We start from the raw sequence: 24083 nt of genomic DNA on the forward strand, positions 1-24083 counted from the left end.
GAGTAGGTCATGAAGGTGCATTATATCTTTTAATGTTTGTTATATTTTTAACTTTTATTGTTTCGTTGTTGCTATTAATGAGGGATATTTACTATTTTGGCTATGTTTTTAAAGCCTTTATTTTTATAAATTTTGTTTTGCTTTGTTTATTAAGTGGTAAAATTATTCAATTTTCAAATTTTGGAAATATAGAATATAAAATGCTTTTAGTAGATAAGAGTACAATAGATGTTTTGCCAATTGAAATTTGTAAGAAAGATAATAAAGACAATGGCGGTAAAACTTGCTATGAAATAAATAGAAGTATACAGCTTTATAACATTAAAGCATTATCAACTCTTGGTAAATTTTATTATTTAGAGACAAGAGATGGTGTAAAATTTGAGCTTGATGCTAGCAAGGTTATATTAAAACAAAAACAAGAAAGGTAAATTTGAGTTACCAAGACATTTTAGATGAAAAAGATGAGAGCGTTAAAAACGCTAAGAAATTTGTAAATTTTATAAAGGCAAATTTTTCAAACTGTGAGATAAGAAGTAGCAAACAAGCGCGTTTGATCACTCTTTTAAACGAAGAAAACGACCTTTTTGATAGGTTAAATAGGACAAATTTTAATGAAGTTTCAAAAAGGCTCGGCGAGATAAAAGAGCAGATCACTCTTGTTATTTTGGATATCAAAGATGAGATCATAAAGGACTTTGGTGAGCAAAAAAACTATGAAATTTACAAAAGAGCGCTCTCAAAAGAGCCAGAGGAGCTTGAAAAGGTCAAAAATGAGCTGCTTTTAAACTCGTTTTTCGAGAGCCATTTGGGCGAGCACTCGGCAAATTTAAAGGCAAATTTTATAAAAGAGTGCGTCGCAAATTTCTTCAAACACTCAAATTTCATAGTGCCTATCATCAGCGTGCTTTGCTACTTTTTATATTTTGGTTTTGAGACCCGATATTTTCCGAGTTTAGATAGTTCGGAGATGATATTTACAGGCATCTTGCTATTTTGCGCAACCGCATTTATCACTGTTTTTGAGATATTAGTCCTCGTTTTTGTCTCATTTTTGTACCAAAACGACGATAAAAAGCATAAATTTAAAAAGCCAAAATTTCTATTTTTTTATAACTCAAATTTCATCTACATTTTAACGCTCATCTCTTTTGCCATTTTGGCCTTTGCAGGCTACAAGCTAAACTACGGCTGGAGCACTATCTTGTCGATGTTTTTACTTTCCTACGTTGGAGTAAATTTGGCAGTTTTCTTTAAAGATAGATCAAAATTTATCATCTATCTTCTGTCATTTCTCATGATTTTACTCTTTATAATTTCAGTTATTATCTTAAAAAATGGCGGACTTTTGGCACTTTGGATACTCTTTTGCTCGTTCATGCTCTCTTTTATACTGGGCGCCTCTAGCATCAAAGAGACAAGGGATTTTTCATTTGTTTTCTACACTGCACTTTCGCTTATGATCGTTTCAAACTCGCTTTTATTTATAAAATACACAGCAAAAACCTTTAACATAGGCGACGTGGATTATAAATTTTTGCTTGTGGATAAAAGTGCGTTAAAGGCGCTACCAAGCTCACTTTGTGATGCAAAAGACAAAGAGCAAACGCCTTGTGAGATAGATGAAAAAGCGGTTAAAATTTATGATGTGAAGTCGCTTTGCAATATCGGTAAATTTTACTACTTGCAGACAAAAGACGGAGTAAAATTTGAGCTTGACTCGAGTAAGATCATCTCAAGAGCCAAGGAGGAAAATCCTTAAGCTTTGGGAGCAAAATTTGATAGATATGTGAAATTTGCAGGTTTAGAAATTTAAATTTTATAAGCCCAATTTATGGGGCCAAGCTAAAAATTTCTTTAATTCAAGGCTAAATTTATCAAATTTTAGCTATCCTAACGCATTATTTTAAGACCAACTTACAAAAGGCGATTAATTATGATTTTTAAAAATATTGTTGAGAGTTTTGCTGTAAATTACGCTCATAATTCTATACAAAAATCGCTATATAACGAATTTAACATAGACATTTTAAACACGACTTACACCAAAACTCCAAAAAAAGACAAAAAGTACATGCTCTACGCTCACGTGCCGTTTTGTCACACATTTTGCCCGTATTGCTCGTTTCATAAGTACCACTACGAGCAGGAGCTTGCCAAAATTTACTTTGAAAATTTACGCGAGGAGATGAGGCAGATAAAAGAGGCTGGTTTTGACTTTACATCGCTTTATGTGGGTGGTGGCACGACGCTTATAAACGAGCCAGAGCTTGAAAAAACGCTAAAACTCGCAAAAGATCTCTTTAGTATAGAAGACGTATCAGCAGAGAGCGACCCAAATCACATCTCACCAGAGAGCCTCAGCCGCTTTGACGGCCTCATCGACCGCTTAAGCGTAGGCGTGCAAAGCTTTGATGATGAGACTTTAAAAAGGGTTGGCAGATATGATAAATTTGGCTCGGCCGAGGAGACAAAAAGAAAGATAGAGCAGGCTCTTGGCAAGATCCCAGTTATCAGCCTAGATCTCATCTTTAACCTACCAAATCAAACAAAAGAGCAGATAATAAACGACGTAAATGTCGCAAAATCGATCTCTCCACAACAAATAACATTTTATCCGCTGATGAAATCAGAGCTAACAAGAGAGAACATCGCTCGCGCACTTGGCGTCTCAAACGTCGATAATGAGCGCGAATTTTACGAGATTATCGTGAGCGAATTTGCTAAAGGCGGCTATAGACAAAGTAACGCCTGGGCATTTTCAAATGAAAAAAGCGCAGACCTTCGCGACGAATATGTAGGCTCAAATTTAGAGTACGTGGGCGTTGGTAGTGGGGCATTTAGCTTTCTTGACGGCGAGCTAGTTATAAACGCCTTTAACCTACTTGACTACGGCAGAAAGGTCAAAGCAAGACAAAGCCCAGTCATCGCAAAATGCGCATTTAGCAAAAAAGAGAGACTAAAATATACATTTTTAACAAGGCTTTTTGACGGCGCCGTGGATATCAAAACCTACAACGAGCAAAACGAGGCAAACATCAACAAAGACCTATTTGTCGAGCTTAGCTTGCTAAAACTTGTAAATGCTATATACGAAGAAAATGGCGTTATCAAGCCGACATTTTTTGGCAAATACATCTGCGTCGTGCTCATGCGCGACTTCTACGCTGGCATGGATAAGGTGCGCGCGATATTTAAGGATGACGCGAAGATCAAACGCAGCAAGGTACTTCACATCATGAGTGAAAATACCGAGCAAAAATTTGATCAAAACATCATTCAGCCACGCGCTGCGATGTAATGCTTGCGAATTTAATAAAAAGCAATCTTTTTTCAATAATCAAAATAGTGATCCTGACGCTTGCCTTTAGCGGGCTTGGCGTCTGGACGCTCTCTTTTATCAACAATGAACTTGTAAATTTAAAAGAATTTAACGCCTTTGTGGCGATTAAATTTATAGCTATCTTGGTCTTATTTTTCATAAGCGCCATCGCTGCGAATATCTCGCTTACAAATTTTGGACATAAATTTATCTACGAGCTTAGATATCAAAGCGTAAAGCAAATTCTAGACACGCCAAATAGCGTGATAAACGAGATCGGCAAGGCAAAGATCATAGCAAGTCTAAACAACGACATAAAGACGATCACATTTGCCTTTATGAGCGCTACTGGCTTTATACAAAGCCTAGTTTTCATCATTTGTGCCAGCTTTTATCTAGCCTACATCGCGCCAAAAGTTTTTATATTTAGCGCAGTTTGGATCGGCGCAACACTCGTTATAAACACGCTTTTGATGAAAAAGATCCATTTTTACTTCAAAGAGTCCAGAACCCAAGATGACGCCTTGCAAAGGCACTATGACGACATCGTCGAGGGGCACAGAGAGCTAAGTCTAAATAGAGTAAGAGCAAGTGTCTGCTTTGATGAACTAAATTTGACAGGCGACAAAAAGCGTCAAAGCATGGTAAAAGCTGACGTATTTCATGCACTAAGTGATAATTTTACAAATGTAATGCTCCTTGGCGCGGTCGGACTTTGCGTATTTTTGTGCGTGGCATTTGGCTGGGCGAGCCTGCAAACAGCGCTTAGCATAAGCCTTACGATACTATTTTTAAGAGGCTCATTTATGAGTATGGTTGGCTCCATACCAGCCGCACTTAGCGCAAAGGTGAGCTTAGAGAAGATCATGAGTTTAAATTTAAATGAATTTAAAGAAGGCTTTAAATTTGATGATAGTCTAAGCGATGAGTGGCAAAGTATCAGGCTAAAGGATCTGAATTTCAACTACGACCACGGCAAATTTAGCCTAAATGATGTAAATTTAGAGATCAAACGCGGCGAGATAACATTTATCATAGGTAAAAATGGCAGCGGCAAAAGCACGCTTATAAATTTGCTTTGCGGACTTATCCGCCCAAGTAGCGGCGAAATTTACCTTGATAGCACAAAGATAGATGATGCAAATTTACAAAGCTATCAAGCCAAAATAAGCGCCATCTTTGCTGATTTTTATCTATTTTCGCAAACGCTCTGTCGTGATGGCTTTGCCAGCCAAAGCGATATAGAGGGGCTCTTGGCCATGCTTGAGATCGATAAAAAGGTAAGTGTCATTGATAATAAGCTTAGCACCACGCAGCTATCAACCGGTCAGAGAAAGCGCCTGAGCCTGCTAATAGCCATATTAGAACGCCGCTCTATCCTTATCCTTGATGAGTGGGCGGCCGATCAAGACCCATTATTTAAGCGTAAATTTTATAAAGAAATTTTGCCGTTTTTGCAAAGCAAAGGCATAAGCGTCATCGCCGTAAGCCACGATGATAGCTACTTTGACGTGGCAACTAGGATCATTTTAGTAAAAGATGGCTTTGTGCGCGAGCTTGATGAGGCTGAGCGCATAAGTGCCGCAAAAGACGCCGTTGAGAAGATAAAATAAGAGTATTTTTTACACAAAAAGAGATTTGAGTGCGCTACTCTTGAGCTATTTCAAGATCAAATAAATTTAAATTTAGTAGAATTTTGAAAAATTAAAAAAGGCGAAGTATGTCACACTCAGAGCTTGACAGCACCTATCTTGGCGCTTTTATCATACTTTTGTTAGCTACTTGTTCATTTAGCTTGATAACATTTTTATCTTCAAAGATAAGCAAAAAGCTAGCCAACCGCAACACTGAGCGCTTAAAAGTTGGCTTTTACGAGTGCGGACCGACAACTGTAAAACAGCCAAATAAGATAAATATCCACTACTTTTTTTATGGAATTTTATTTATTTTATTTGACGTTGAGGTTATTTTTATGTATCCGTGGGCGGTGGATTTTAGGCTGCTTGGGCTATTTGGGCTCATAGAGATGCTACTTTTTGTGGCGATCTTACTCATCGGCTTTGCCTACGCTTGGCAAAAAGGAGTCTTTAAATGGCAAAGCATCAGATAAACTACGCTGCAAATGGCGGTCTGCCAGTCGTTTTAACGACCGTTGATAAGCTCGTGCAGTGGGGCAGGAGCAACTCGCTTTGGGCGCTTAGCTACGGGCTTGCATGCTGTGCGATCGAGATGATGGCAAGTGGCGCTAGCAGATATGACTTTGATAGATTTGGCACTATATTTCGCGCTAGTCCAAGGCACTCGGAGGTGATGATCATAGCTGGCACGCTAACTAAAAAGCATGCTGAATTTACAAGGCGACTTTACGACCAGATGCCTGAGCCAAAGTGGGTCATCTCGATGGGTAGCTGCGCAAACACTGGTGGCATGTTTAACACCTACTCAACCGTTCAAGGTGTAGATCGCATAATCCCCGTCGATATCTACATCCCAGGCTGTGCCCCGCGCCCAGAGACGCTTCAGTACGCACTTATGATGCTTCAAAAAAAGATAAGAAAACAAAGTGCATTTAGGGCGCAAAAGCCAAGAAAGCTAGATATATGAGAGAGTATAAGCCAAAAAACGACCTGCAAAAAAAGCAGTACTACAGCGAGAAATTTTATATCGCCAAGCAGACGTTAAAAGAAGCAGTAAGTGGCTCTAAATTTGACGAAGAGCTGGCTGTTTTAGAGCAAAGCGGAGTGCAAATTTTATCTAGCTACGTGGAGTTTGACCAACTTGTTCTCTATGTAAATTCTAGTGAAAATTTTAAAGCACTTGAAGCGTTAAAAGGCTTTGGCTACGAGCAGCTTTGTGAGCTTGCTGCGGTTGATTATATAGCGCAAAAAGGTGGATACGAGGTCTTTTATCAGCTTTTAAGTGTTAGCAAAAATAGGCGCACACGCGTAAAGTGCTTTGTTAAAAAGGATGAAATGCTAAAAAGCGTTTGTGAGCTTTATAAAAGCGCAAACTGGGCTGAGCGCGAGATGTATGATCTAAGTGGCGTTCTCATTAAAGATCATCCAAATTTAAAGCGCCTCATCATGCCTGATGACTGGCACTCGCACCCACTACTAAAAAGCTATCCACTAGTTGGCGACGAGGCTGCTAAATGGTACGAGGTGGATAAAATTTTTGGGCGTGAGTTTAGAGAGCAGATCGGCGAAGAGAACCGCGACCCAGCCTTTGTGAACGAGAAAGATACCTTTGGCTTTTCACGTGTCTTTGATGAAAATGAAGAGTACGAGTATCAAGAAGAAGGCGGCGTGAGATTTGTCAAAAAGGCTAAATTTAACCAAAGCCAGATAGTAAAGGAAAGACCTTGAGCCAGGCACCAAACCGCTTAAAACCATTTTTTGAAAATTTAGAATTTGAACAAAATGACGGCAAGATGATACTAAATTTTGGCCCACAGCACCCAAGCGCACACGGACAGCTAAAACTCGTGCTTGAGCTTGACGGAGAAAAGGTCGTGCGCGCTATGCCAGAGGTTGGCTTTATGCACCGAGGCGTTGAAAAGATGGCTGAAAATATGACCTATCAGGAATTTATCCCAGTGACTGACAGGGTGGATTACATCGCATCAAGCGCTAATAATTACGCATTTTGCGCGGCTGTGGAGAGGCTTTGCGCCATAGAAGTGCCTCGCCGTGCGCAGATCATTAGAGTGATGCTTTTAGAGCTAAACCGCATCAGCTCGCACCTTTTATTTTTAGCTACGCACGCCCTTGATGTAGGGGCAATGAGCGTCTTTTTATACGCATTTAGAGAGCGTGAATACGTCCTTGATCTCATAGAAAAATACTGCGGCGCAAGGCTAACGCATAGCTCCATAAGGATCGGTGGTGTGCCGCTTGATCTGCCTGATGGCTGGTGCGAGGAGCTGCTTAAATTTTGCGAGAAATTTCCAAGCGACATCACACTTTACGAAGATCTACTAAGTGAAAATAGAATTTGGCAAGCAAGGCTAATAGACGTGGGCGTAGTTAGCAAAGAGCTAGCCCTTAGTAGCGGCTGCTCTGGCGTAATGCTAAGAGCAAGTGGCATCGCGCGCGACATCAGAAAAGAAGAGCCATATCTCATCTACGACGAGCTAGAATTTGACGTGCCTTACGCCACAAAGGGCGACTGCTACGCAAGATATCTACTTTATATGAAAGAGATGCGCGAGTGCGTGAAAATTTTAAAGCAGTGCGTTAGCAAGTATCAGACAAGTAACCCCGCTATCATCGCCGACGCGCCAGAGTATGTGAGCGCCTCAAAAGAGCAGATAATGAGCCAAAATTACTCATTAATGCAGCATTTTGTGCTGATAACTCAGGGGCTAAAGCCACCAAAGGGCGAAATTTACTTTGCTAGTGAGTCGCCAAAGGGCGAGCTTGGCATTTATATAAACTCAGACGGTAGCTCAAGCCCGTACCGCCTAAAAATTCGCACGCCAAGCTTTTGGCACTGCGCTATTTATGAAGATATGCTAGTTGGGCAGTATGTGGCAGATGTGGCTGCAATAATTGGCAGCACAAATATCATCTTAGGCGAGGTTGATAGATGAGAAGGGTCGATCTTAGGCATCTAAAGGGCGAGTTTTTAAGCGCTCTTGGACAGCAGATAAAGGCTAGCGAGCCAGACGAAGTGGTGATATTTTTGTTTGAGATAGGTGATTACAGCGGTGTAGAGAAGGCTGTAAATTTGGCTTATAACCTAAACTGCGAGGTGATGAACTCGCTTAAATTTAACCAAGTTGATTGGGCATTAACGATAAAAAAGGGCAAGATATGAAATTTAATGATCTAATAGCAGGCAAGAGCCTAAGTATCGCAAATTTACTAAGTTTGAGCGACATAAATTTAGCAAAAAAGATAAAAGAGCACGAGTTTAAATACATCTCATGCTTTGAAGATAACGAGCTTGGCGGCGAAAATTTGATCCGCTGTGAGATAGGATCGATAAGCTATGTCTTAGCGCTTCTTTGCAAGTATGCAAATTTGGTGCAAAATGAGTTTTTTGACGAGCTTGATGATGGGCTCATAAGCGGCGAGTGCAACGTGGGCGAGGAGGAGTTTGAAGAGCTTGGAGAGTGGATAAAGGACGTAAAAAACGTGATAATTGACGACTCACTCTTTACTCATCCAGATAAAGATGCGATCTTTTGGCTGCTTGAAATTTTAGGCAAAAATGTCGTTTTAGCAGGCGGCGAAGTGAGAGAATTTGCAGCAGGTGGCGAAGTTGGCGAGCTAAGAGAGCTTGACAATTTTGACGGAGCGGTCGTCTATCTAAATAAAAACGCAAGTGACGAGATCGTGGGCGGCGTGCAGTTTGGCATCGTGGCAAAGGCAAAGGATGGCGAAATTTTAAATTTAAAGGCAAAAGACTTTAGCGTGAGGGCTAAATTTAGGCTTGACCCAGCGCTAAAAGGCACGGTTGCCGTGCTTGGCGCAAAAAATTTTGATGGATATGCATTTAAACAAGTAGTAGTTAGCAAATGAAAATCACCATAAACGATCAAATTTTAGAGGCAAACGAGGGCGAGAGCATCCTAAATATCGCAAGAGCAAATGGCATATATATCCCAGCGCTTTGCTATCTTAGCGGCTGTTCGCCAACGCTTGCTTGCAGGCTTTGCATGGTCGAAGCAAACGGCAAAGTGGTCTATAGCTGCAACGCCAAAGCCAAAGAGGATATGCAAATTTACACAAATACGCCAGAGATCGCTGCTGAGCGAAATGCGATCATGCAGACATACTGCGTCAATCACCCCCTTCAATGCGGTGTTTGTGATAAAAGCGGCGAGTGCGAGCTACAAAATTTAACGGCGCATCTACGTGTAAATGAGCAAAAATTTGCCATAGAGGACACGCACAAACCGCACAAAAAATGGGGGCTAATAAACTATGACCCAGCCCTTTGCGTGGTCTGCGAGAGGTGTGTGACGGTTTGCAAAGATAAGATCGGCGAGAGCGCGCTAAAAACGGTGCCAAGGGGCGTTGAAGTGCCAAAAGAGCTAAAAGAAAGCATGCCTAAAGATGCCTACGCCGTCTTTAGCAAGATGCAAAAGAGCTTAATTGGCCCAAGTGTGGGCGAAAATTTGGACTGCTCATTTTGTGGCGAGTGCATCAGCGTCTGCCCTGTTGGCGCGCTTGTTAGCTCAAATTTTCAGTATAGCTCAAATGTCTGGGAGCTAAGCCGTGTCCCAGCGGCAAATCCGCACCAAAGCGACTGCGAGCTCATTTTTTATGACGTAAAAGAGAAAAGCACTAGCGATAGAAGCAAGCAAATTTACCGCGTTAGCAACGATTTTCACTTTGGTGAGATAAGCGGTGCGGCAAGGTTTGGCTACGACTTTCACAACGAAAATGCCCGCAAAAATGAGGCGAAATTTAATGAGCTAGTCTTAAATTTTAAAAACGGCAACATAAAAAATATAAAATTTAATAGCTTCATAACAAACGAAGAGGCGCTTATTTTGGAGCGCTTGAGAGAAAAATTTGATCTAAATTTACTAAACGATGAGGCTTTTAAATTTCAAAATTTCTTAAATATTTTTAGCGAATTTAGCGGTCTTAGCTCATATAACGCAGACTATGAGAGCCTAAAAAATAGCGACTTTATCATCACAGCTGGTAGCTTCTTGCGCCACGAGAGCCCAGTTACAAGCTATAAGCTAAATAACGCCCTTAAGATGAATAAAGCTGCTGGAATTTACTTTCATCACATCGCTGATGAGGTCGTGAAGAAATTTTCAAAAAATTTCGCCTGTGTGAGCCATGAGGCTGGCAAATTGGAGCAAATTTTACTCTTTGTTCTTAAAAACTGGGGTGAAAATTTACCAGCAGCACTTCAGGCTAGACTTGAAAATTTTGAAGAGAGCTTTGGCGTAGAAGTAGCTGCCCTCTGCGAGGGCAAGGCTAAATTTACGCTCATTTTGGGTAGCGACTTTTACGCTCATGAAAATGCAAATTTACTTGCAGCCCTTGCTGGAGTGATCGCAAGAACTACGCCGTTTCGTGTGATGCTCATACCGCCTCGCACAAACTCACTTGGCGTGGCTAAAATTTGCACGCTTTCACACGAGAAAAAGCCTGGCAAGACGCTAGGATACGATGAAATGGGCGAGTTTAAATTTAGCATTTTTGAGGGCGATCTTGACGCTGGTGCGCTAAATCAGCAAGAGGGCACATTTACAAGCATAAATAACGAAGTAGTGCCGACAAATGCGGCTTTGGCTCATAGCGGCTACTTCTTAAACGATATCGCAAATGCACTTGGGCTAGCGGCTAAAAATACGATTGATTACACAGCGCAGCTACCAAAAGAGAAGGGCTATAGGGGCGTTAAATTTGATGATCTAGAAAATTTTTACGCAAATGATGGCACAAGCCACAGAGGCTACAAGCTTGAAATTTCAAATTTCACGCCAAAAGAGGACATAGAGCCACTTTTTAAAGAGCAAAATGAGCTAAATTTAAAAGAGGACGAAGCGCTAATAAGCCTTGCAAATCCTATAAATCTGCCATCGTTTTTTGCAAACTATGCCAGCCAAACTGCTAAACGCGCGAAACTTTACGCAAGCGGCGAGTTTATGGCTAAATTTGAAATTTCACAAAATGAAGCGGTCATTTTAGAAAAAAATGGGCAAAAGCTTGCCATTTGCGTGGAGCTTGATAGCGAGCTAGGAGGCGTGGCAGCCTATCTTGGCGACTACGATGATAAGCTTGATCTAAGCGCCATTTTTGAGGGCAAGAGTTTTGCTAGCGTAAAAATAATAAAGGCAGAGAATGAGTGAAATGCTATTTTTTGTGATAACAACTATTGTTAAAGCAGTCGTCATCTTGGCCGTCATGGCTAGCCTTGCAGGGCTTGCGACCTACGCCGAAAGAAAGGTGCTAGCCTACATGCAGCGCCGCGTGGGACCTGATATGGTGGGGCCTGCTGGCGTGCTTCAGATCGTAGCTGACATGATAAAGCTCTTTACAAAAGAGGACATCGTCCCAGCAAATGCAAATAAATTTATATTTCTAATAGCCCCTCTAATCTCTGCTATCGCGGCATTTGCAGCGCTTGCGCCGGTGCCATTTTTGCCTGAGTTTGAGGTTTTTGGGCATACGATTAGACCGATACTTGCAGATATAAATGTGGGCGTTTTGTATATCGCTGGCGTGGCAGCAGTTTGCGTCTTTTCGCCACTTGCAGCAGGTCTTGCAAGCTACAATAAATTTGCACTAATCAGCGCCGCTCGTGCAGTCGTGGCACTTCTTAGCTTCGAGGTGGTCGCTGGCATGGCACTTTTAAGCGTTGTCATGGTGACTAGCTCGCTCTCGCTAGTTGATATAAACAACTACCAAAAAGGCATCTTTAACTGGCTCATCTTCAAGCAGCCTCTAGCCTTCGTGCTTTTCGTGATGGCAAGCTTTGTGGAGTGCAACAGAACGCCATTTTGCCTAACAGAAAACGAGACCGAGATCGTGGCAGGCTATGGCACCGAGTATAGTGGCATGAGATGGGCGATGTTTTTTATCGGCGAATACACCAACATGATCGCAGCAAGTATCATCATCACGCTTTTATTTTTGGGCGGTTTTAATGAGTTTTTATTTATCCCGGGTGCTTTGATGATCATTTTAAAATCAAGCCTAGTCTTTTTCTTTTTCCTTTGGACGAGGGCGTCGTGGCCGCATCTAAGGGTCGATCAGCTTAGCATGCTTTGCTGGAAAATTTTACTTCCGCTTGGCATCTTAAATGTCGTAATAACCGGCTTTGCACTACTTATCTAAGGCGTAAAATGAGCGAGAAAAGATATATTTTGATAGACGAAAAGATAGAGCCAAAAGGGGCATTTGATAAATTTAAGCACTTCATCGCCGCTACTTTTAAGCTTGATCTTTTGGTGGGACTAAAGATCACGCTAAAGCAGATGCTCTTTAGCAAGTCGCACACTTTAAAGTACCCTATGCAAAAGATGCAGCTAAACGCCAGATATAGGGGAATTCATAGACTTTTAAAATTTGTTGAAAGCGAAAATGAGCGTTGCATAGGCTGTGGGCTATGCGAGAAAATTTGCGTTAGCAACTGCATCTCGATGAAGACTTCTCTTGGCGAAGATGGTCGTAAAAAGGTCGCAAGCTACACGATAAATTTAAGCAGGTGCGTCTATTGCGGATTTTGCGCTGATGTCTGCCCTGAGCTTGCTATCGTCTGCGGGCAAGAGTATGAGGTCGCAAGTGAAAACAAAATCCTCTTTGGCACAAAGGCTGAGTTTTTAACAGATGATAAATTTTTAAAAGATCAAACCGAGTTTGAGGGCTATGGCGCACTACCTAAAAATGCTGATAGCTTAGTGAAAAAGACGCCAAATGCGCTTACAAATGAAGATAAGGCAGAAACGATGGATATAAATTTAAAAGGGTCAAGCGATGTATGAGAGCTTTGCATTTTATCTTTTTAGTGCCTTTATATTAGTTAGTTTTTCTTTTAGCGTGCTTTGCAAAAACGCTCTAAATGCGGTCTCTGCGCTAGCTGCTGGCATGGTTTTTATCTCGGCTATATTTTTTTTGCTTGGGGCTGAGTTTTTAGGCGTGGTGCAAATCGTCGTCTATACAGGCGCGGTGGTCGTTTTATACGCATTTGCGATGATGTTTTTTGACACCAGCAAGGAGTGCGAGCCAAAAAGCGGTAAAAAAGCAAAGATCATCATCTATCTTCTAAGTAGCTTCATAGCGCTTCTTTTGATATTTATCTTTTTAGCGCCGATCTATAGCGCTAAGCAAGAGGTGGTAAATTCTACCCTCGCTAATCTTGGCAACATCGAAGCGGTTGGAATTTTACTCTTTAGCAAGTATCTGCTAGCCTTTGAGATGTGCGCTATCATGCTACTTGTGGCGATGGTGGCTGGCATCATCTTGATACACAAAGACCTAGATACACAAAGCAAATTTGAGGAGATGCTATGATAGGCCTTACTCACTACCTCATCCTAGCAAGTCTGGTCTTTGTCATAGGGCTTGTTGGCATAATGAGAAGAAGAAATTTGATAATGCTATTTTTCTCAAGCGAAATTTTACTAAACTCAGCAAACATCGCACTTGCAGCCATCTCGAAATACTACTTTGATCTAACTGGGCAGATCATCGCATTTTTTATAGTAGCCATCGCTGCTAGCGAGGTCGCTGTAGGGCTTGGACTGCTCGTGCTTTGGTATAAAAAGAGTGGCAGCATCAGTTTAGATTCGATGACAAATATGAAAGGCTAAGAGATGATTTTATTTTGTATTTCGCTATTTTTCCCACTTCTTAGCTTCATCATAGCTGGCATCTTTTCGCATAGCAGTAAGAATTTATTTATCGGTCTTTTTTGCTCGCTTCTCATGATCGCTAGCGCCACAGCCTCGCTTATGCTAACGGCTAGTCTTAGCGTAGATGAGCCACTAAATTTAACCCTAAAAGAGTTTATAAATTTAGGCGGTTTGGAGTTAAATTTTAGCTTCTACCTTGACGCGATTAGCCTTGTGATGCTTAGCATTGTGGGCGTAGTCGCTAGCATCGTGCATATCTACTCCATTGGCTACATGAGAGATGACGCGAGTTTTAACCGCTTTTTTAGCTATCTTGGGCTCTTTGTCTTTTGCATGAACGTCCTTGTATCAAGCGATAACTTCATAGGGCTATTTATCGGCTGGGAGGGCGTTGGACTTTGCTCGTGGCTGCTCATTGGCTTTTGGTATAAAAGACCTAGCGCAAACATCGCTGCAAACGAAGCCTTTGTGATGAATAGAGTGGCTGACCTTGCCATGCTTGTTGGCATTTTTTATATATTTTATAGCTTTGGCTCACTTAAATTTAGCGAGGTTTTTAACGCTAGAAGCGACCTTTCTGGGCTAAATTTAGGCATCATCGCCACGCTACTTTTTATAGGCGCTATGGGTAAAAGCGCGCAGTTTCCATTTCACACTTGGCTTGCAAACGCCATGGAGGGTCCAACGCCGGTTTCTGCCCTCATCCACGCTGCGACCATGGTAACAGCTGGCGTCTATCTAGTGATACGTGCGAATTTTATCTTTGCAAACGTGCCTGAAGTCTCACACTTTATTACCTGCCTTGGCGCATTTGTAGCGGTATTTGCAGCTAGCATCGCGCTTGTGCATAACGACCTTAAAAAGATAGTCGCCTACTCGACGCTTTCACAGCTTGGATATATGTTTGTAGCCGCTGGTCTTGGCGCTTACAAGATCGCACTTTTTCACCTTGTCACGCACGCATTTTTCAAGTCACTTCTCTTTTTGTGCGCTGGTAACGTCATGCATGCGATGAATGACGAGCTAAATATCAAAAAAATGGGCGGACTTTATAAATTTATGAAGCCAACTGCACTTCTTTCTATCATCGCAAGCTGCGCGCTGGCTGGCTTTTATCCATTTGCTGGCTTTTTTTCTAAAGATAAAATTTTAGAAGTCGCCTTTAGTGAAAATCAAATTTTGTGGGCCGTCTTGCTATTTGGCGCGGTGCTTACGGCATTTTATAGCTTTAGGCTTGTCATGCTAGTCTTTTTTGCAAAGCCAAAAAGCGACACTCACGCACATGAAGCTAAAAACTACATGCTTGTTGGCATGAGTGTGCTCGGCGTTCTCTCGGTCATTAGTGGCTTTTTTTGGAGCAACTTTAGCGAGTTTTTAAGTAATAGCCTTGGGGATTTTAAGCTAAATTTATCTCACAGCAGTGAAATTTTCTTACTCGTTTTAACACTTGGCTTAGTGCTTGCAAGCGCTGGTTTTGCAGTCTTAGCCTATAAAAAAGAAATTTTTAAAGAGAGCATTTGCGAGAGTAAAATTTACAAAATTTTGCAAAATGCCTACTTTATCCCAAAATTTTATGAGAAATTTTTTATAAATGGCTACTCTTTTATCTCTAAAATTTGCAAGAAATTTGACGAGATGATAGTCGATCGTAGTGTTGATTTTGTCGCACTTTTGGTTACTAAATTTGCGTATCTTGCAAACAAAATGCAAAGTGGCGATCTAAGCGTCATGCTTAGGTTTATGGTCGCAGGATTTGCCTTGCTTTTAAGCTTTATATTTTTATTAAACGGAGCCAAATAATGCTAAGTGTCATCATATTTTTCCCAGCAATAAGCGCAATACTTGGCTTTTTGATAGAAAATAAAAGCATCAAATTTTATGGAGCAAGCATCGCTTTAATCGAGCTTTTGCTAGCCATTTTTATCTGCGTAAATGTCGATTTTCAGGGTTATGACTTTGTTTTAACGCATCAAGTCTCGCTCATACCAAGCCTAAATATCAGCTACTTTGTCGGCATCGACACCATTTCGCTTGTGCTTATAGTCCTTAGCGCATTTATGAGCTTCATCTCTATCACCGCACTTAGTGATGATGGAAATTTAAAGCACCTGGTTATTAGCGTGCTATTTTTAGAGAGCACGATGATGGGCGTCTTTAGCGCACTTGATATGATCTTGTTTTACAGCTTTTGGGAGCTTAGCCTCATACCGCTTCTTTACATCATCGGCGCATTTGGCAGTAAAAATAGAATTTACGCTGCGATTAAGTTTTTCATCTACACATTTTTAGGCTCTGTCTTTATGCTAGTGGCGATCATCTTTATTGGATATCTGTGCTATCAAAAAAGCGGCGTCTTTAGCTTTAACCTGCTTGATTGGTACAAGCTTGGCATCGGAGAAAATGCTCAAATTTGGCTATTTTTAGCATTTTTCTTTGCCTTTGGCGTGAAAACTCCGCTGTTTCCATTTCACACGTGGCTTCCTTACGCACACGGACAGGCTCCGACTATCGGCTCGGTGCTGCTTGCTAGCGTGCTTTTAAAGATGGGTACTTACGGCTTTGTGAGATTTTCACTACCACTTTTTCCAGACGCGAGCCTGCTTTTAAGCGGCTTTGTCTGCGTCATAGCCATCATCATGATTATCTACGCAGCCCTCGTTGCCTACGCGCAAAGCGACATGAAGCAAGTGATCGCTTATAGCTCGATTTCACACATGGGTGTCATCATGCTTGGCATTTTTTCATTAAATTTAATAGGCCTTGGCGGCTCTATATTTTTGATGATAAGCCACGGTATCGTAAGTGGCGCTTTGTTTTTGCTAGTTGGCGTCATCTACGAGAGGGCTCACACAAAAGAAATTTGCGAATTTGGCGGCCTTGCCAAGGTCATGCCAAAGTATGCGCTTATATTTTTTATAGCGGCCCTTGCAAGTATCGGTCTGCCACTAACTATTGGCTTTGTGGGCGAGTTTTTGAGCCTAATTGGCGTCTTTAAACTAAGTAAAATTTATGCGATTTTTGGTGGCTTTAGTATCATCGTGGGCGCTATTTATATGCTCGTACTTTATAAAAGGGTCTTTTTTGGCGAGTGCAAAGAGAAAAATTTAAGCCTAAAAGATCTAAATTTTAAAGAGTTAGCCGCTCTTGTGCCACTTTGTTTGCTCATAATCATTCTTGGTATCGCACCAAATTTGATACTAAAGCCACTTGAGCCAAGCGTGCAAAATATCATAAGCAAAATGCAAACTAGAGCTGTAAATAGCGGCACAAAGGATAAAATTTCATCTTTAAATGGCGGGAGCAAACTATGAACGAAATAGCCTTTTTAGACCTAAACGAGATCTCGCTACAATCGCTCTCGCCGATGCTAAGCATGATGGTTTTTGCACTTTTTATCCTCATAGTTGGAGCGATAAAAAAGGATCTTTCGAGGAATTTCTACTGCGTATTTTGTATCATCGCTATATTTGTAAATTTAGGCATTACGCTTGATTTTAACGGGCTTAGCCTAAGCTTTTGGGATATGCTCTTAGTCGATGGAATTTCTATCATTTCGCAGATCATTATCCTAATCGCCTCAGCTCTTTTCATCCCGCTAGCACTTAGCACAAAAGAGTATTTTGAATATAAAATTTACGAGTATTACGCGCTATTTTTGTTTATGATCGCTGGATTTTTGTTTATGGTGAGCTCAAACAACCTACTTATCATCTTTTTAGGCCTTGAGATTAGCTCGCTTTGCCTCTACACCCTAATCGCCCTTCACAACAAAGCAAAAAGCGTCGAGGCTGCCATCAAATACTTCGCGATGGGCTCGCTCTCAGCTGGCTTTTTTGCGATGGCGATAGCGATGTTTTATCTAGCAACAAACTCAATAGACATCGCTCGTATAGGCGTTGCCATAAAAGATCTTAGCCTAAATCAAAACTTAATCATCTTGCTTGGTTGCGTTTTCATCGCTTCAGCCATTGGCTTTAAGCTCTCACTCATACCATTTCACACATGGATCCCAGACGTTTATGAGGGCTCAAATGCCCCACTAGCAGGCTATATGTCGATAGTGCCAAAGGTGGCGGGCTTTATTGTCGCGTTAAGAATTTTTGCGATGCTTGAGGGCTCTGGAATTTCATGGATAAAAGATATGCTCTACATCATCGCCGTGCTTACGATGAGCCTTGCAAACATCATGGCGCTAGTGCAAAAAGACGTCAAAAGGATGCTCGCTTTTAGCTCCATAGCTCACGCTGGTGTCGTGCTTTGCGCGCTTGTGGCAAATTCTCACGAGGCAAATGTCGCCTTGTTTTTCTACTGGATCATGTTTTTGTTTGCAAATTTGGGCGCATTTTCTATGCTCTGGGTGGCAAGGTGCGACGACGTCGTCTGCTGGGACAAGCGCTTTAAACACCCGTATGAGAAATTTTCAGGGCTTATTAAAATTTTGCCAAGTTACGCTGTGATAATGGGAATTTTCATGATCGCCCTTGCTGGCATACCGCCTTTTAGCGTATTTTGGGGCAAGATGGTGCTTATCTCATCGCTTATAAAGTCTGATTATGTCGTGCTTAGCCTCATCATCATGATAAACTCGGCGATTGCTATTTATTACTACCTAAAACTAATCGTCTTTATGTTTTTAAAAGAGCCTATCGTAAAAGATAAAAATATCTACATCTCAAACGTCTCGATGGCACTAAAGGTGATCGTTGGAGTTGCCGTTGCTGGCACGGTCTTTGCCTTTTTATTTTCTGGAGCGATTTTGGAATTTATCGAGCATTTTGTCTTTGCTTCAGGATTTTAGAAAATTTAACTATAATGGCGGCATGAAAAAGCTCTTAACCATCTTATTTTTACCGCTTTATCTATCCGCCTTTAGCCTTAGCCTAAACAGCGGCGCAAACGCAAATAAGCCTTATAGCGTCCTTCAACTAAGCGACGAGAAAGAATTTGAATGCGTGGAGCAAATTTTAGCCTATGACACGAAGCGCTACGTTTGTATGCTAGATGATGGGATCTTGCCAAAGATCGAAGATACGACGCTGCCTTTAATGGACATAAAATATAAAAAGCAAGATGGCAAACTCTTTATCGTCATCATGCCAAAGGCGCCTTCAAAACTTCTAAATGTTCAAACTGAGCTTTACAGCAGTCCAAGCGTACAAGATACGCCAAAGACGACCATCTCAAAGCACTTTAGCATCATTATCGACACTTCACTAAGCGAAAACAACAAAAGAGTATCTGGGCTAAATTTTTCGCCTGATTTTAGAGATATGCTAAGCCCAAGCATCGGAGCGCTTGATCTTAATAAAGCGCCTATCGCTGGACTTGATAGCAACGATATAGACATCTACATAAATATAAAAAGAGCTTACGAAAAGGGCGCTTATGAAAGCGTGGTAAAAGATACACAAACAGCGATAAAAAGGCATCCAGCCAGTCTTTTTTCAAGCGAGTTTTTACTTTTTAGGCTAAGAGCGCTTGATAAAATTTTTGAGACAAAGAGCGAGTTTGAGGGGCTTGAGCCAAAAGATATCGTAAGCGAGGGCAGAGCTTGGATAAGAAAATTCCCTTCTGATGAGAACTATCCAGAGGTGCTGTATCTCATCGCCAGAGCTTACCTAAAAGATAGCATCGCAAGTGATGCAAAATATATGCTTGACATACTAAGCGAAGAGCACGCGGAGTCAAAATTTACAAAGCTTGCTACGCTTGATTATGCTGACTACCTATATAAAATAGGCAGGCAAAAAGAGGCGTTAAGCGACTATGAAAAGGTGCTCTACTCTACAAATGACATCGACCTTGCAAGCAGGGCAGCACTAAGCCTAGCAGACGCAAATATCGATAAAGAGAAATTTGAAGAGGCAAAGAAATTTGTACTAAAGATCGCAAATGCAAATGAAAAATTTTTCATGAACGATCCGACAAAATCGATGAATTTAGCCTATACATTTGCCAGCAAAGATATGCCAGACGTGGCGGCTAAAATTTATGAAATTTTGGTAAATAATAGCGATAGGACAAAGGATTTTTACGAGGCAGCACTAAAAAATTTAGCACTAAATTTAGCCAAAACAAAAGATGAAAAAAAGGCCTACGAGTACCTAAACAGATACGAAAAAGAGTTTAAGTATGGCGATTATATCGATGAGGTCGCTAAGGCAAAGGATGGGCTATTTTTTGAAGAAGAGGATAAAAACGCCACTGCACTTCACGCAAGATATAAAGATCTCATCGAAAAATATGCCGGCACAAATATCAGCCAAAAGGCATTAATCAGCGAGCTTGAGCTTGATCTAAAAGAGCGTAAATTTGCCGATGCGCTAGCTTATAACAACCTCGCAAAAGATGAAAATTTAAGCAAGGCGTTGGAGCTCGTAAATGAGGCTGCGCTTGAGCTAACAAAAGAGTTTTTCATCAAAGATGACTGCACAGCGGTTGTAAATTTACTCGAAAACTACGATGTGAGCAAGGTCTCTTTGCCGCAGTTTAAACTCTTTAACTGCTACTTTAGAACGGCACGCTACAATGAGGCGCTAGAGCTTGCAAAGGCGCATGTAAAGGATGAAAATTTAGAAGATAGAGTCGAATGGCTGGTAAATTTGAGCAAAATTTTATATAAAAATAAAGACTATGAGCATGCGATCACTGCGGCAAACGACGCGCTCTCGCTTGGCTCAGCAGTCGAGTACTCGGATCCTACGCCATCGCTTTTTGATAGATTTTACTCGCTGCTTGCGCTAAAGCGCTTTACCGAGGCGGTCTCAACAATCAGCGCGATCGAGCAGTTAAGAGGGCAGGACTTTAAGATCATCGAGGCGTATGCGGCTATAAGCGACTATGCGATGAAGAGCAACGACTATGCTATCGCTGCAACCTACGCTAAAAAGGCGCTTGAGCTACAAACTAGGGCCAAGATAAATACCTTTTCACCAAAGCTAAATTTTGACTATTCGGAGGCTTCGTTAAAGACAGATAACCTTGATGAGGCGCTTGATGAGGCGAAATTTATACTAAATATGAAGCTTGAGCCAGAAGACCGCTTGCATGCGCTAAATTTGGCAAGCGAAATTTACATCAGGCAAAAGCAGTATAAGCTAGCTAAACCTTATCTAAACGAGTGCGTTGGTTCAAATTTCACAAGTGCTTACAAAGATGCCTGCAAAGCCAAACTTGAGATGATAAAGTAAAATTTAGTGCTAAGTTTAAATGATCTTGAAAAAGAGTATCTAGAGCTTAAAAAAGAAAATTTCCCTGACGGCAAAAGGATCAAATTTATCGCAAATTTAGGCGCAAGTGACGAGATAGCATATCACTATGATCTCATTTGCAAAGAGTGGCAAGATGGCAGGCAGCTAAATTTAGAAAGCAGTTTTGATAGGCATAGAGGCGCTGGACTGGAGTTTTTGTTTGAGCGCTTAGCCAAAAAGGGCGATCAAAAACTAAAAATAGAAACCATCTATCTTATAGCGCAAATCCTTTCTAAGTCTAAGCATAGAGACTTTTATACCACATTTTGTGATCGCCTTATACCTAAAATAACCTCTTTTTTAGGGACAAATGATACCTTTCGCCGCAAGCTTATAATAGCGCTTGGCTGGGTTGGCACGTTAGAGCAAATAGAAATTTTGATAAGCGAGATGCTAAACAGCAAAGATAGCCTTTGCAGGGCTTGGGCGGCAGCTAGCATTATGCAGATGTCGTTTCATAGGGCCAGCCAAACAATCTTGCGAGATAAAACAAAAGCCGCATTTTTGCAAGGCATCTCTAGTGAAAAAGAGCTATACGCCTGCGCGATTATGATAGAAGCGGCTCAAATTTTGTTTGGTAAAAAGTGGATATCATCTAGCGCAGTCCAAAATCAAGAGGCTGAAAAGATAGAAAAAGCAAGAAATATGGCGATAAGATTTTTAGGCAGGGATTAAATTGCCACTAAGCGGATTGTGTGCTTGATGTTGTTTTGCTTGTTGGATTATAAAGTAAAAATGGTTTAAATTTATAAGAAATTTTGGTTTTAAATTTAGAAGATTTAAAAATAAAATTTTATATTTTTTGCTTAGAAATAGCGGACAAAATAGCTTTAATTTGATTTAAAATTTAATTTTTTCTTGACATATAATAATGTTTTTTGTATAATCTCAATTCTTTTTTAAATAATCATGTCTTGCTAGCTCAGTCGGTAGAGCATCTCACTTTTAATGAGGGGGCCGTTGGTTCGAATCCAACGCAGGACACCATTTTTTGGGTTTATGACCCTTTCGTCTAGTGGCTCAGGACTCTACTTTCTCTGTGTAGGAACAGAGGTTCAAATCCTCTAAGGGTCGCCAGATATTTTAAATTTTAGGTCGCTTAGCTCAGTTGGTAGAGCGCCACCCTTACAAGGTGGATGTCATAAGTTCGAGTCTTATAGCGACCACCATTACTTTTAGGTGCAGCGGTAGTTCAGTTGGTTAGAATGCCGCCCTGTCACGGCGGAGGTCGCGGGTTCGAGCCCCGTCCGCTGCGCCATCCATTAAACCTTAGGTTAAGGTTCTTGATTCTATTTTTTCTTGTTTTTTTGAGTGATCAAATTAAATTTTAAGATTATAAGTTCTAAGATAACACTTTGTTATTGATATTTAATCTTGCCTCGTTAGCTCAGTTGGTAGAGCATATCACTCTTAATGATGGGGTCGTAGGTTCGAGACCTACACGGGGCACCATCTTTTGGCCCATTCGTCTAGCGGTTAGGACACCAGCCTCTCACGTTGGTAACACGAGTTCGAGTCTCGTATGGGTCACCATTTTTCTTCTAAATTTAACTCAAATTTTTCAAATTTACTGCTAGTGCAATAAATTTGACTAAAAAATGTTTAAAATTTCTTTCTATTTTTATAAAAGATAAATTTGTTTTAAAAGCTACAAGAGTTGCACATGTAGAAAGCAATGGAGCGCTCGTTTTCCACAGTAAAATATTCTATATTTGTTTTCAGTAAATTTTACATCTATGGATTATAACGCTTTCTTTATTGCTTGCTAATATGCGAAGCAATTTTGGTATTCAAATAGTAGAATTTATATCACAATGCCGTATTTTAAAATCTCATAATTATTTAATGAAGGTCTAAAAACTTGTTTTAATAACGGGGGGGGGTGCTTGAGTTTTGTAAAAGATTTTAGGCGAAAACGGATCAGCAGTTTTTAAAAGTTTAGAGATTACAAATAATGATGAAATTATGACTGCTGGAGTTATTAAATCTTTTAGAAATACACAAATTTTAAAATTTAGCCGCAACATAAATTTGCTGATTTTGTCTTGATAAATTTGACTTATAAGATAAAAGAGTAGGGCGCATTAAAATACGCCCTTTTACAAATTTAAGATGAAAACTTGCTTGATCTTAAATTTGATCTATTTTAGCTCAAATGCAAGCGTTGCAGCAATCGTCTCATCATCGCAAATTTTTGAGTCGGCAAACGGCATTTTATGCACTGTTTGTAGCAGCCATTTTCCAGGTTTAAGTGCAAGTACTTCTATCGTGCCGTCTGACTCAGTTTGGCCGTGAAATGCACTTTTTTCTTTCAAAAATCTATCAAATGTTCCATCAAGCGTAGCATTTTCTAAAGGTTTGCCCTCAAATAGAATTTTCACTTTAAACGGCACGCCAACTTTGAAATTTGCTGGATTGTCAAGCGGAACTATCTCTAGGCGCTGTTGTGAAGGTTTTGTTACAGAGTTGTCCTTGGCATTTTTATTTATTACGCCTTTTGCGCTCATGCTCGCTTTTTTGCAGTATTTGGCATCCTTGATGTCCTCTTTGGTTTTGCCCATGTGCCATGTGCCATCGCTCGCTTTTGTCCAAAATGTAGGCTTATACTCGCCAGCTATAAGGTATGAGCCGTCCTCTAGTTTGGCCCTTTCATAGTGGTAGTTTTCGCCGCTTTGTTTTAGGCTCAGTTTCTCGCCATTTTTGTTTATAACGTATGGGGCTTCAAATAGGGCGATCCTATTATCTGGGATCTTTTCAACAGTCGGAAAGTCGTCTGCATAGCCGATATCGACGCTAGTTACCTCCTTGCTACTCCCAAAAAGCCAAAATTCGTGAGCTAAAGAGTGGCTGCTAAATGCTGCCAAAGCCAAAAGTGCAAATAAATGCTTGTTCATTACCTATCCTTTCAGATTAAAATGTCTATTTTTCTTTTTCTAATATATGTCACAAGAATATTGTTAAATTTTTATAGATCTAAATTTTGCTAATTTTTAGAAAATTTAGTAATCAAAACCAAATTTATTTTATCAAATTTATAAAAATAGCATGACTATAAAAATAGTTTAATCACTGAAATTACGAAATAAAATCAGTGATGCAATTATATCAAAATAATAATCATTGTCAATATAAAATTAAATTTTACATACAAGAGGATAAACCAAAATAAATTTGCTTTTGCTAT

Annotated in this window: 20 protein-coding genes, 6 tRNA genes and 1 pseudogene; 26 read left to right on the plus strand and 1 reads right to left on the minus strand. The window is 40.6% G+C overall.

The window, feature by feature from the left end; all coding sequences use genetic code 11:
• The 26 genes and pseudogenes from F3G76_RS04270 to F3G76_RS04395 all read left to right on the plus strand — a co-directional run.
• Positions 1–431, plus strand: a pseudogene (locus F3G76_RS04270) (hypothetical protein); the annotation flags it as partial.
• Between the two features lie 2 nt (positions 432–433).
• The gene (locus F3G76_RS04275; RefSeq protein ID WP_149706022.1) at positions 434–1762 is read left to right on the plus strand and encodes a YrzE family protein; all 1329 of its coding nucleotides are present in this window, start codon (positions 434–436) and stop codon (positions 1760–1762) included.
• Between the two features lie 174 nt (positions 1763–1936).
• Positions 1937–3301 carry a coproporphyrinogen III oxidase family protein gene (locus tag F3G76_RS04280; RefSeq protein ID WP_149706023.1) on the plus strand — a complete coding sequence of 455 codons (1365 nt, stop codon included), beginning with the start codon at positions 1937–1939 and terminating at the stop codon, positions 3299–3301.
• A complete protein-coding gene (locus tag F3G76_RS04285; protein ID WP_149706024.1) occupies positions 3301–4935 on the plus strand; it encodes a multidrug ABC transporter permease/ATP-binding protein in 1635 nt (544 codons plus the stop codon). The genes F3G76_RS04280 and F3G76_RS04285 overlap by 1 nt, the downstream gene beginning before the upstream one ends.
• A gap of 107 nt (positions 4936–5042) precedes the next feature.
• Positions 5043–5432: an NAD(P)H-quinone oxidoreductase subunit 3 gene (locus F3G76_RS04290; RefSeq protein ID WP_012001119.1), complete on the plus strand. Its 390-nt coding sequence runs from the start codon at positions 5043–5045 to the stop codon at positions 5430–5432.
• Positions 5414–5926: a NuoB/complex I 20 kDa subunit family protein gene (locus F3G76_RS04295; protein ID WP_021083979.1), complete on the plus strand. Its 513-nt coding sequence runs from the start codon at positions 5414–5416 to the stop codon at positions 5924–5926. Before F3G76_RS04290 ends, F3G76_RS04295 begins: the two co-directional genes overlap by 19 nt.
• On the plus strand, positions 5923–6687 hold the full coding sequence (locus tag F3G76_RS04300) for an NADH-quinone oxidoreductase subunit C (protein ID WP_149706025.1): 765 nt from the start codon (positions 5923–5925) through the stop codon (positions 6685–6687). The genes F3G76_RS04295 and F3G76_RS04300 overlap by 4 nt, the downstream gene beginning before the upstream one ends.
• Entirely contained in the window at positions 6684–7913 is a 1230-nt protein-coding gene (nuoD, locus tag F3G76_RS04305; protein ID WP_149706026.1) for an NADH dehydrogenase (quinone) subunit D, read from the plus strand. The genes F3G76_RS04300 and nuoD overlap by 4 nt, the downstream gene beginning before the upstream one ends.
• Entirely contained in the window at positions 7910–8140 is a 231-nt protein-coding gene (locus tag F3G76_RS04310) for an NADH-ubiquinone oxidoreductase subunit E family protein (RefSeq protein WP_021086350.1), read from the plus strand. Before nuoD ends, F3G76_RS04310 begins: the two co-directional genes overlap by 4 nt.
• Positions 8137–8847 carry a hypothetical protein gene (locus tag F3G76_RS04315; protein ID WP_149706027.1) on the plus strand — a complete coding sequence of 237 codons (711 nt, stop codon included), beginning with the start codon at positions 8137–8139 and terminating at the stop codon, positions 8845–8847. The genes F3G76_RS04310 and F3G76_RS04315 overlap by 4 nt, the downstream gene beginning before the upstream one ends.
• Positions 8844–11144, plus strand: coding sequence for an NADH-quinone oxidoreductase subunit G (locus tag F3G76_RS04320; RefSeq protein ID WP_149706028.1), 2301 nt, complete (start codon positions 8844–8846; stop codon positions 11142–11144). The genes F3G76_RS04315 and F3G76_RS04320 overlap by 4 nt, the downstream gene beginning before the upstream one ends.
• Positions 11137–12132: an NADH-quinone oxidoreductase subunit NuoH gene (gene nuoH / locus F3G76_RS04325; protein ID WP_004318044.1), complete on the plus strand. Its 996-nt coding sequence runs from the start codon at positions 11137–11139 to the stop codon at positions 12130–12132. The genes F3G76_RS04320 and nuoH overlap by 8 nt, the downstream gene beginning before the upstream one ends.
• Positions 12133–12140: 8 nt before the next feature.
• Positions 12141–12779, plus strand: coding sequence for an NADH-quinone oxidoreductase subunit NuoI (nuoI, locus tag F3G76_RS04330; RefSeq protein ID WP_103558219.1), 639 nt, complete (start codon positions 12141–12143; stop codon positions 12777–12779).
• Positions 12772–13308, plus strand: a complete 537-nt coding sequence (locus F3G76_RS04335) for an NADH-quinone oxidoreductase subunit J (protein ID WP_149706029.1) — start codon at positions 12772–12774, stop codon at positions 13306–13308. The genes nuoI and F3G76_RS04335 overlap by 8 nt, the downstream gene beginning before the upstream one ends.
• Positions 13305–13607, plus strand: a complete 303-nt coding sequence (nuoK, locus tag F3G76_RS04340; protein ID WP_149705254.1) for an NADH-quinone oxidoreductase subunit NuoK — start codon at positions 13305–13307, stop codon at positions 13605–13607. The genes F3G76_RS04335 and nuoK overlap by 4 nt, the downstream gene beginning before the upstream one ends.
• Positions 13608–13610: 3 nt before the next feature.
• Entirely contained in the window at positions 13611–15449 is a 1839-nt protein-coding gene (gene nuoL, locus F3G76_RS04345) for an NADH-quinone oxidoreductase subunit L (protein ID WP_149706030.1), read from the plus strand.
• Positions 15449–16960: an NADH-quinone oxidoreductase subunit M gene (locus F3G76_RS04350; protein ID WP_149706031.1), complete on the plus strand. Its 1512-nt coding sequence runs from the start codon at positions 15449–15451 to the stop codon at positions 16958–16960. The genes nuoL and F3G76_RS04350 overlap by 1 nt, the downstream gene beginning before the upstream one ends.
• Positions 16957–18447 (plus strand): NADH-quinone oxidoreductase subunit NuoN, encoded by a 1491-nt coding sequence (gene nuoN, locus F3G76_RS04355; protein WP_012001127.1) that lies wholly within the window; start codon positions 16957–16959, stop codon positions 18445–18447. The genes F3G76_RS04350 and nuoN overlap by 4 nt, the downstream gene beginning before the upstream one ends.
• 22 nt (positions 18448–18469) lie before the next feature.
• Entirely contained in the window at positions 18470–20839 is a 2370-nt protein-coding gene (locus tag F3G76_RS04360) for a tetratricopeptide repeat protein (RefSeq protein ID WP_149706032.1), read from the plus strand.
• A gap of 6 nt (positions 20840–20845) precedes the next feature.
• Positions 20846–21574, plus strand: a complete 729-nt coding sequence (locus F3G76_RS04365; protein ID WP_149706033.1) for a HEAT repeat domain-containing protein — start codon at positions 20846–20848, stop codon at positions 21572–21574.
• Positions 21575–21810: 236 nt separating this feature from the next.
• Positions 21811–21886: transfer RNA gene (locus tag F3G76_RS04370), tRNA-Lys, on the plus strand.
• Positions 21887–21900: 14 nt separating this feature from the next.
• Positions 21901–21976, plus strand: a tRNA-Glu gene (locus tag F3G76_RS04375).
• A gap of 16 nt (positions 21977–21992) precedes the next feature.
• Positions 21993–22068: transfer RNA gene (locus F3G76_RS04380), tRNA-Val, on the plus strand.
• Between the two features lie 12 nt (positions 22069–22080).
• Positions 22081–22157 (plus strand) — tRNA-Asp (locus tag F3G76_RS04385).
• A 118-nt stretch (positions 22158–22275) separates the two neighbouring features.
• Positions 22276–22351 (plus strand) — tRNA-Lys (locus F3G76_RS04390).
• Between the two features lie 6 nt (positions 22352–22357).
• A tRNA-Glu gene (locus tag F3G76_RS04395) sits at positions 22358–22432 on the plus strand.
• A 608-nt stretch (positions 22433–23040) separates the two neighbouring features.
• On the opposite strand, the gene F3G76_RS04400 is transcribed toward F3G76_RS04395, so the two are convergent.
• Positions 23041–23793 carry a DUF4198 domain-containing protein gene (locus tag F3G76_RS04400; RefSeq protein ID WP_149706034.1) on the minus strand — a complete coding sequence of 251 codons (753 nt, stop codon included), beginning with the start codon at positions 23791–23793 and terminating at the stop codon, positions 23041–23043.
• Between the last annotated feature and the right edge of the window lie 290 nt (positions 23794–24083).

Origin of the sequence: Campylobacter concisus (assembly GCF_902460575.1) — a bacterium.
In the GTDB taxonomy this organism is placed as follows: domain Bacteria; phylum Campylobacterota; class Campylobacteria; order Campylobacterales; family Campylobacteraceae; genus Campylobacter_A; species Campylobacter_A concisus_AW.

What these genes read in the sequence shown, in the direction of transcription:
- F3G76_RS04280 (WP_149706023.1), top strand. Translation starts at nt 1,937, where the DNA reads ATGATTTTTAAAAATATTGTTGAGAGTTTTGCTGTAAATTACGCTCAT.
- F3G76_RS04285 (WP_149706024.1), top strand. Translation starts at nt 3,301, where the DNA reads ATGCTTGCGAATTTAATAAAAAGCAATCTTTTTTCAATAATCAAAATA.
- F3G76_RS04290 (WP_012001119.1), top strand. Translation starts at nt 5,043, where the DNA reads ATGTCACACTCAGAGCTTGACAGCACCTATCTTGGCGCTTTTATCATA.
- F3G76_RS04295 (WP_021083979.1), top strand. Translation starts at nt 5,414, where the DNA reads ATGGCAAAGCATCAGATAAACTACGCTGCAAATGGCGGTCTGCCAGTC.
- F3G76_RS04300 (WP_149706025.1), top strand. Translation starts at nt 5,923, where the DNA reads ATGAGAGAGTATAAGCCAAAAAACGACCTGCAAAAAAAGCAGTACTAC.
- F3G76_RS04310 (WP_021086350.1), top strand. Translation starts at nt 7,910, where the DNA reads ATGAGAAGGGTCGATCTTAGGCATCTAAAGGGCGAGTTTTTAAGCGCT.
- F3G76_RS04315 (WP_149706027.1), top strand. Translation starts at nt 8,137, where the DNA reads ATGAAATTTAATGATCTAATAGCAGGCAAGAGCCTAAGTATCGCAAAT.
- F3G76_RS04320 (WP_149706028.1), top strand. Translation starts at nt 8,844, where the DNA reads ATGAAAATCACCATAAACGATCAAATTTTAGAGGCAAACGAGGGCGAG.
- nuoH (WP_004318044.1), top strand. Translation starts at nt 11,137, where the DNA reads ATGAGTGAAATGCTATTTTTTGTGATAACAACTATTGTTAAAGCAGTC.
- nuoI (WP_103558219.1), top strand. Translation starts at nt 12,141, where the DNA reads ATGAGCGAGAAAAGATATATTTTGATAGACGAAAAGATAGAGCCAAAA.
- F3G76_RS04335 (WP_149706029.1), top strand. Translation starts at nt 12,772, where the DNA reads ATGTATGAGAGCTTTGCATTTTATCTTTTTAGTGCCTTTATATTAGTT.
- nuoK (WP_149705254.1), top strand. Translation starts at nt 13,305, where the DNA reads ATGATAGGCCTTACTCACTACCTCATCCTAGCAAGTCTGGTCTTTGTC.
- nuoL (WP_149706030.1), top strand. Translation starts at nt 13,611, where the DNA reads ATGATTTTATTTTGTATTTCGCTATTTTTCCCACTTCTTAGCTTCATC.
- F3G76_RS04350 (WP_149706031.1), top strand. Translation starts at nt 15,449, where the DNA reads ATGCTAAGTGTCATCATATTTTTCCCAGCAATAAGCGCAATACTTGGC.
- nuoN (WP_012001127.1), top strand. Translation starts at nt 16,957, where the DNA reads ATGAACGAAATAGCCTTTTTAGACCTAAACGAGATCTCGCTACAATCG.
- F3G76_RS04360 (WP_149706032.1), top strand. Translation starts at nt 18,470, where the DNA reads ATGAAAAAGCTCTTAACCATCTTATTTTTACCGCTTTATCTATCCGCC.
- F3G76_RS04400 (WP_149706034.1), bottom strand. Translation starts at nt 23,793, where the DNA reads ATGAACAAGCATTTATTTGCACTTTTGGCTTTGGCAGCATTTAGCAGC.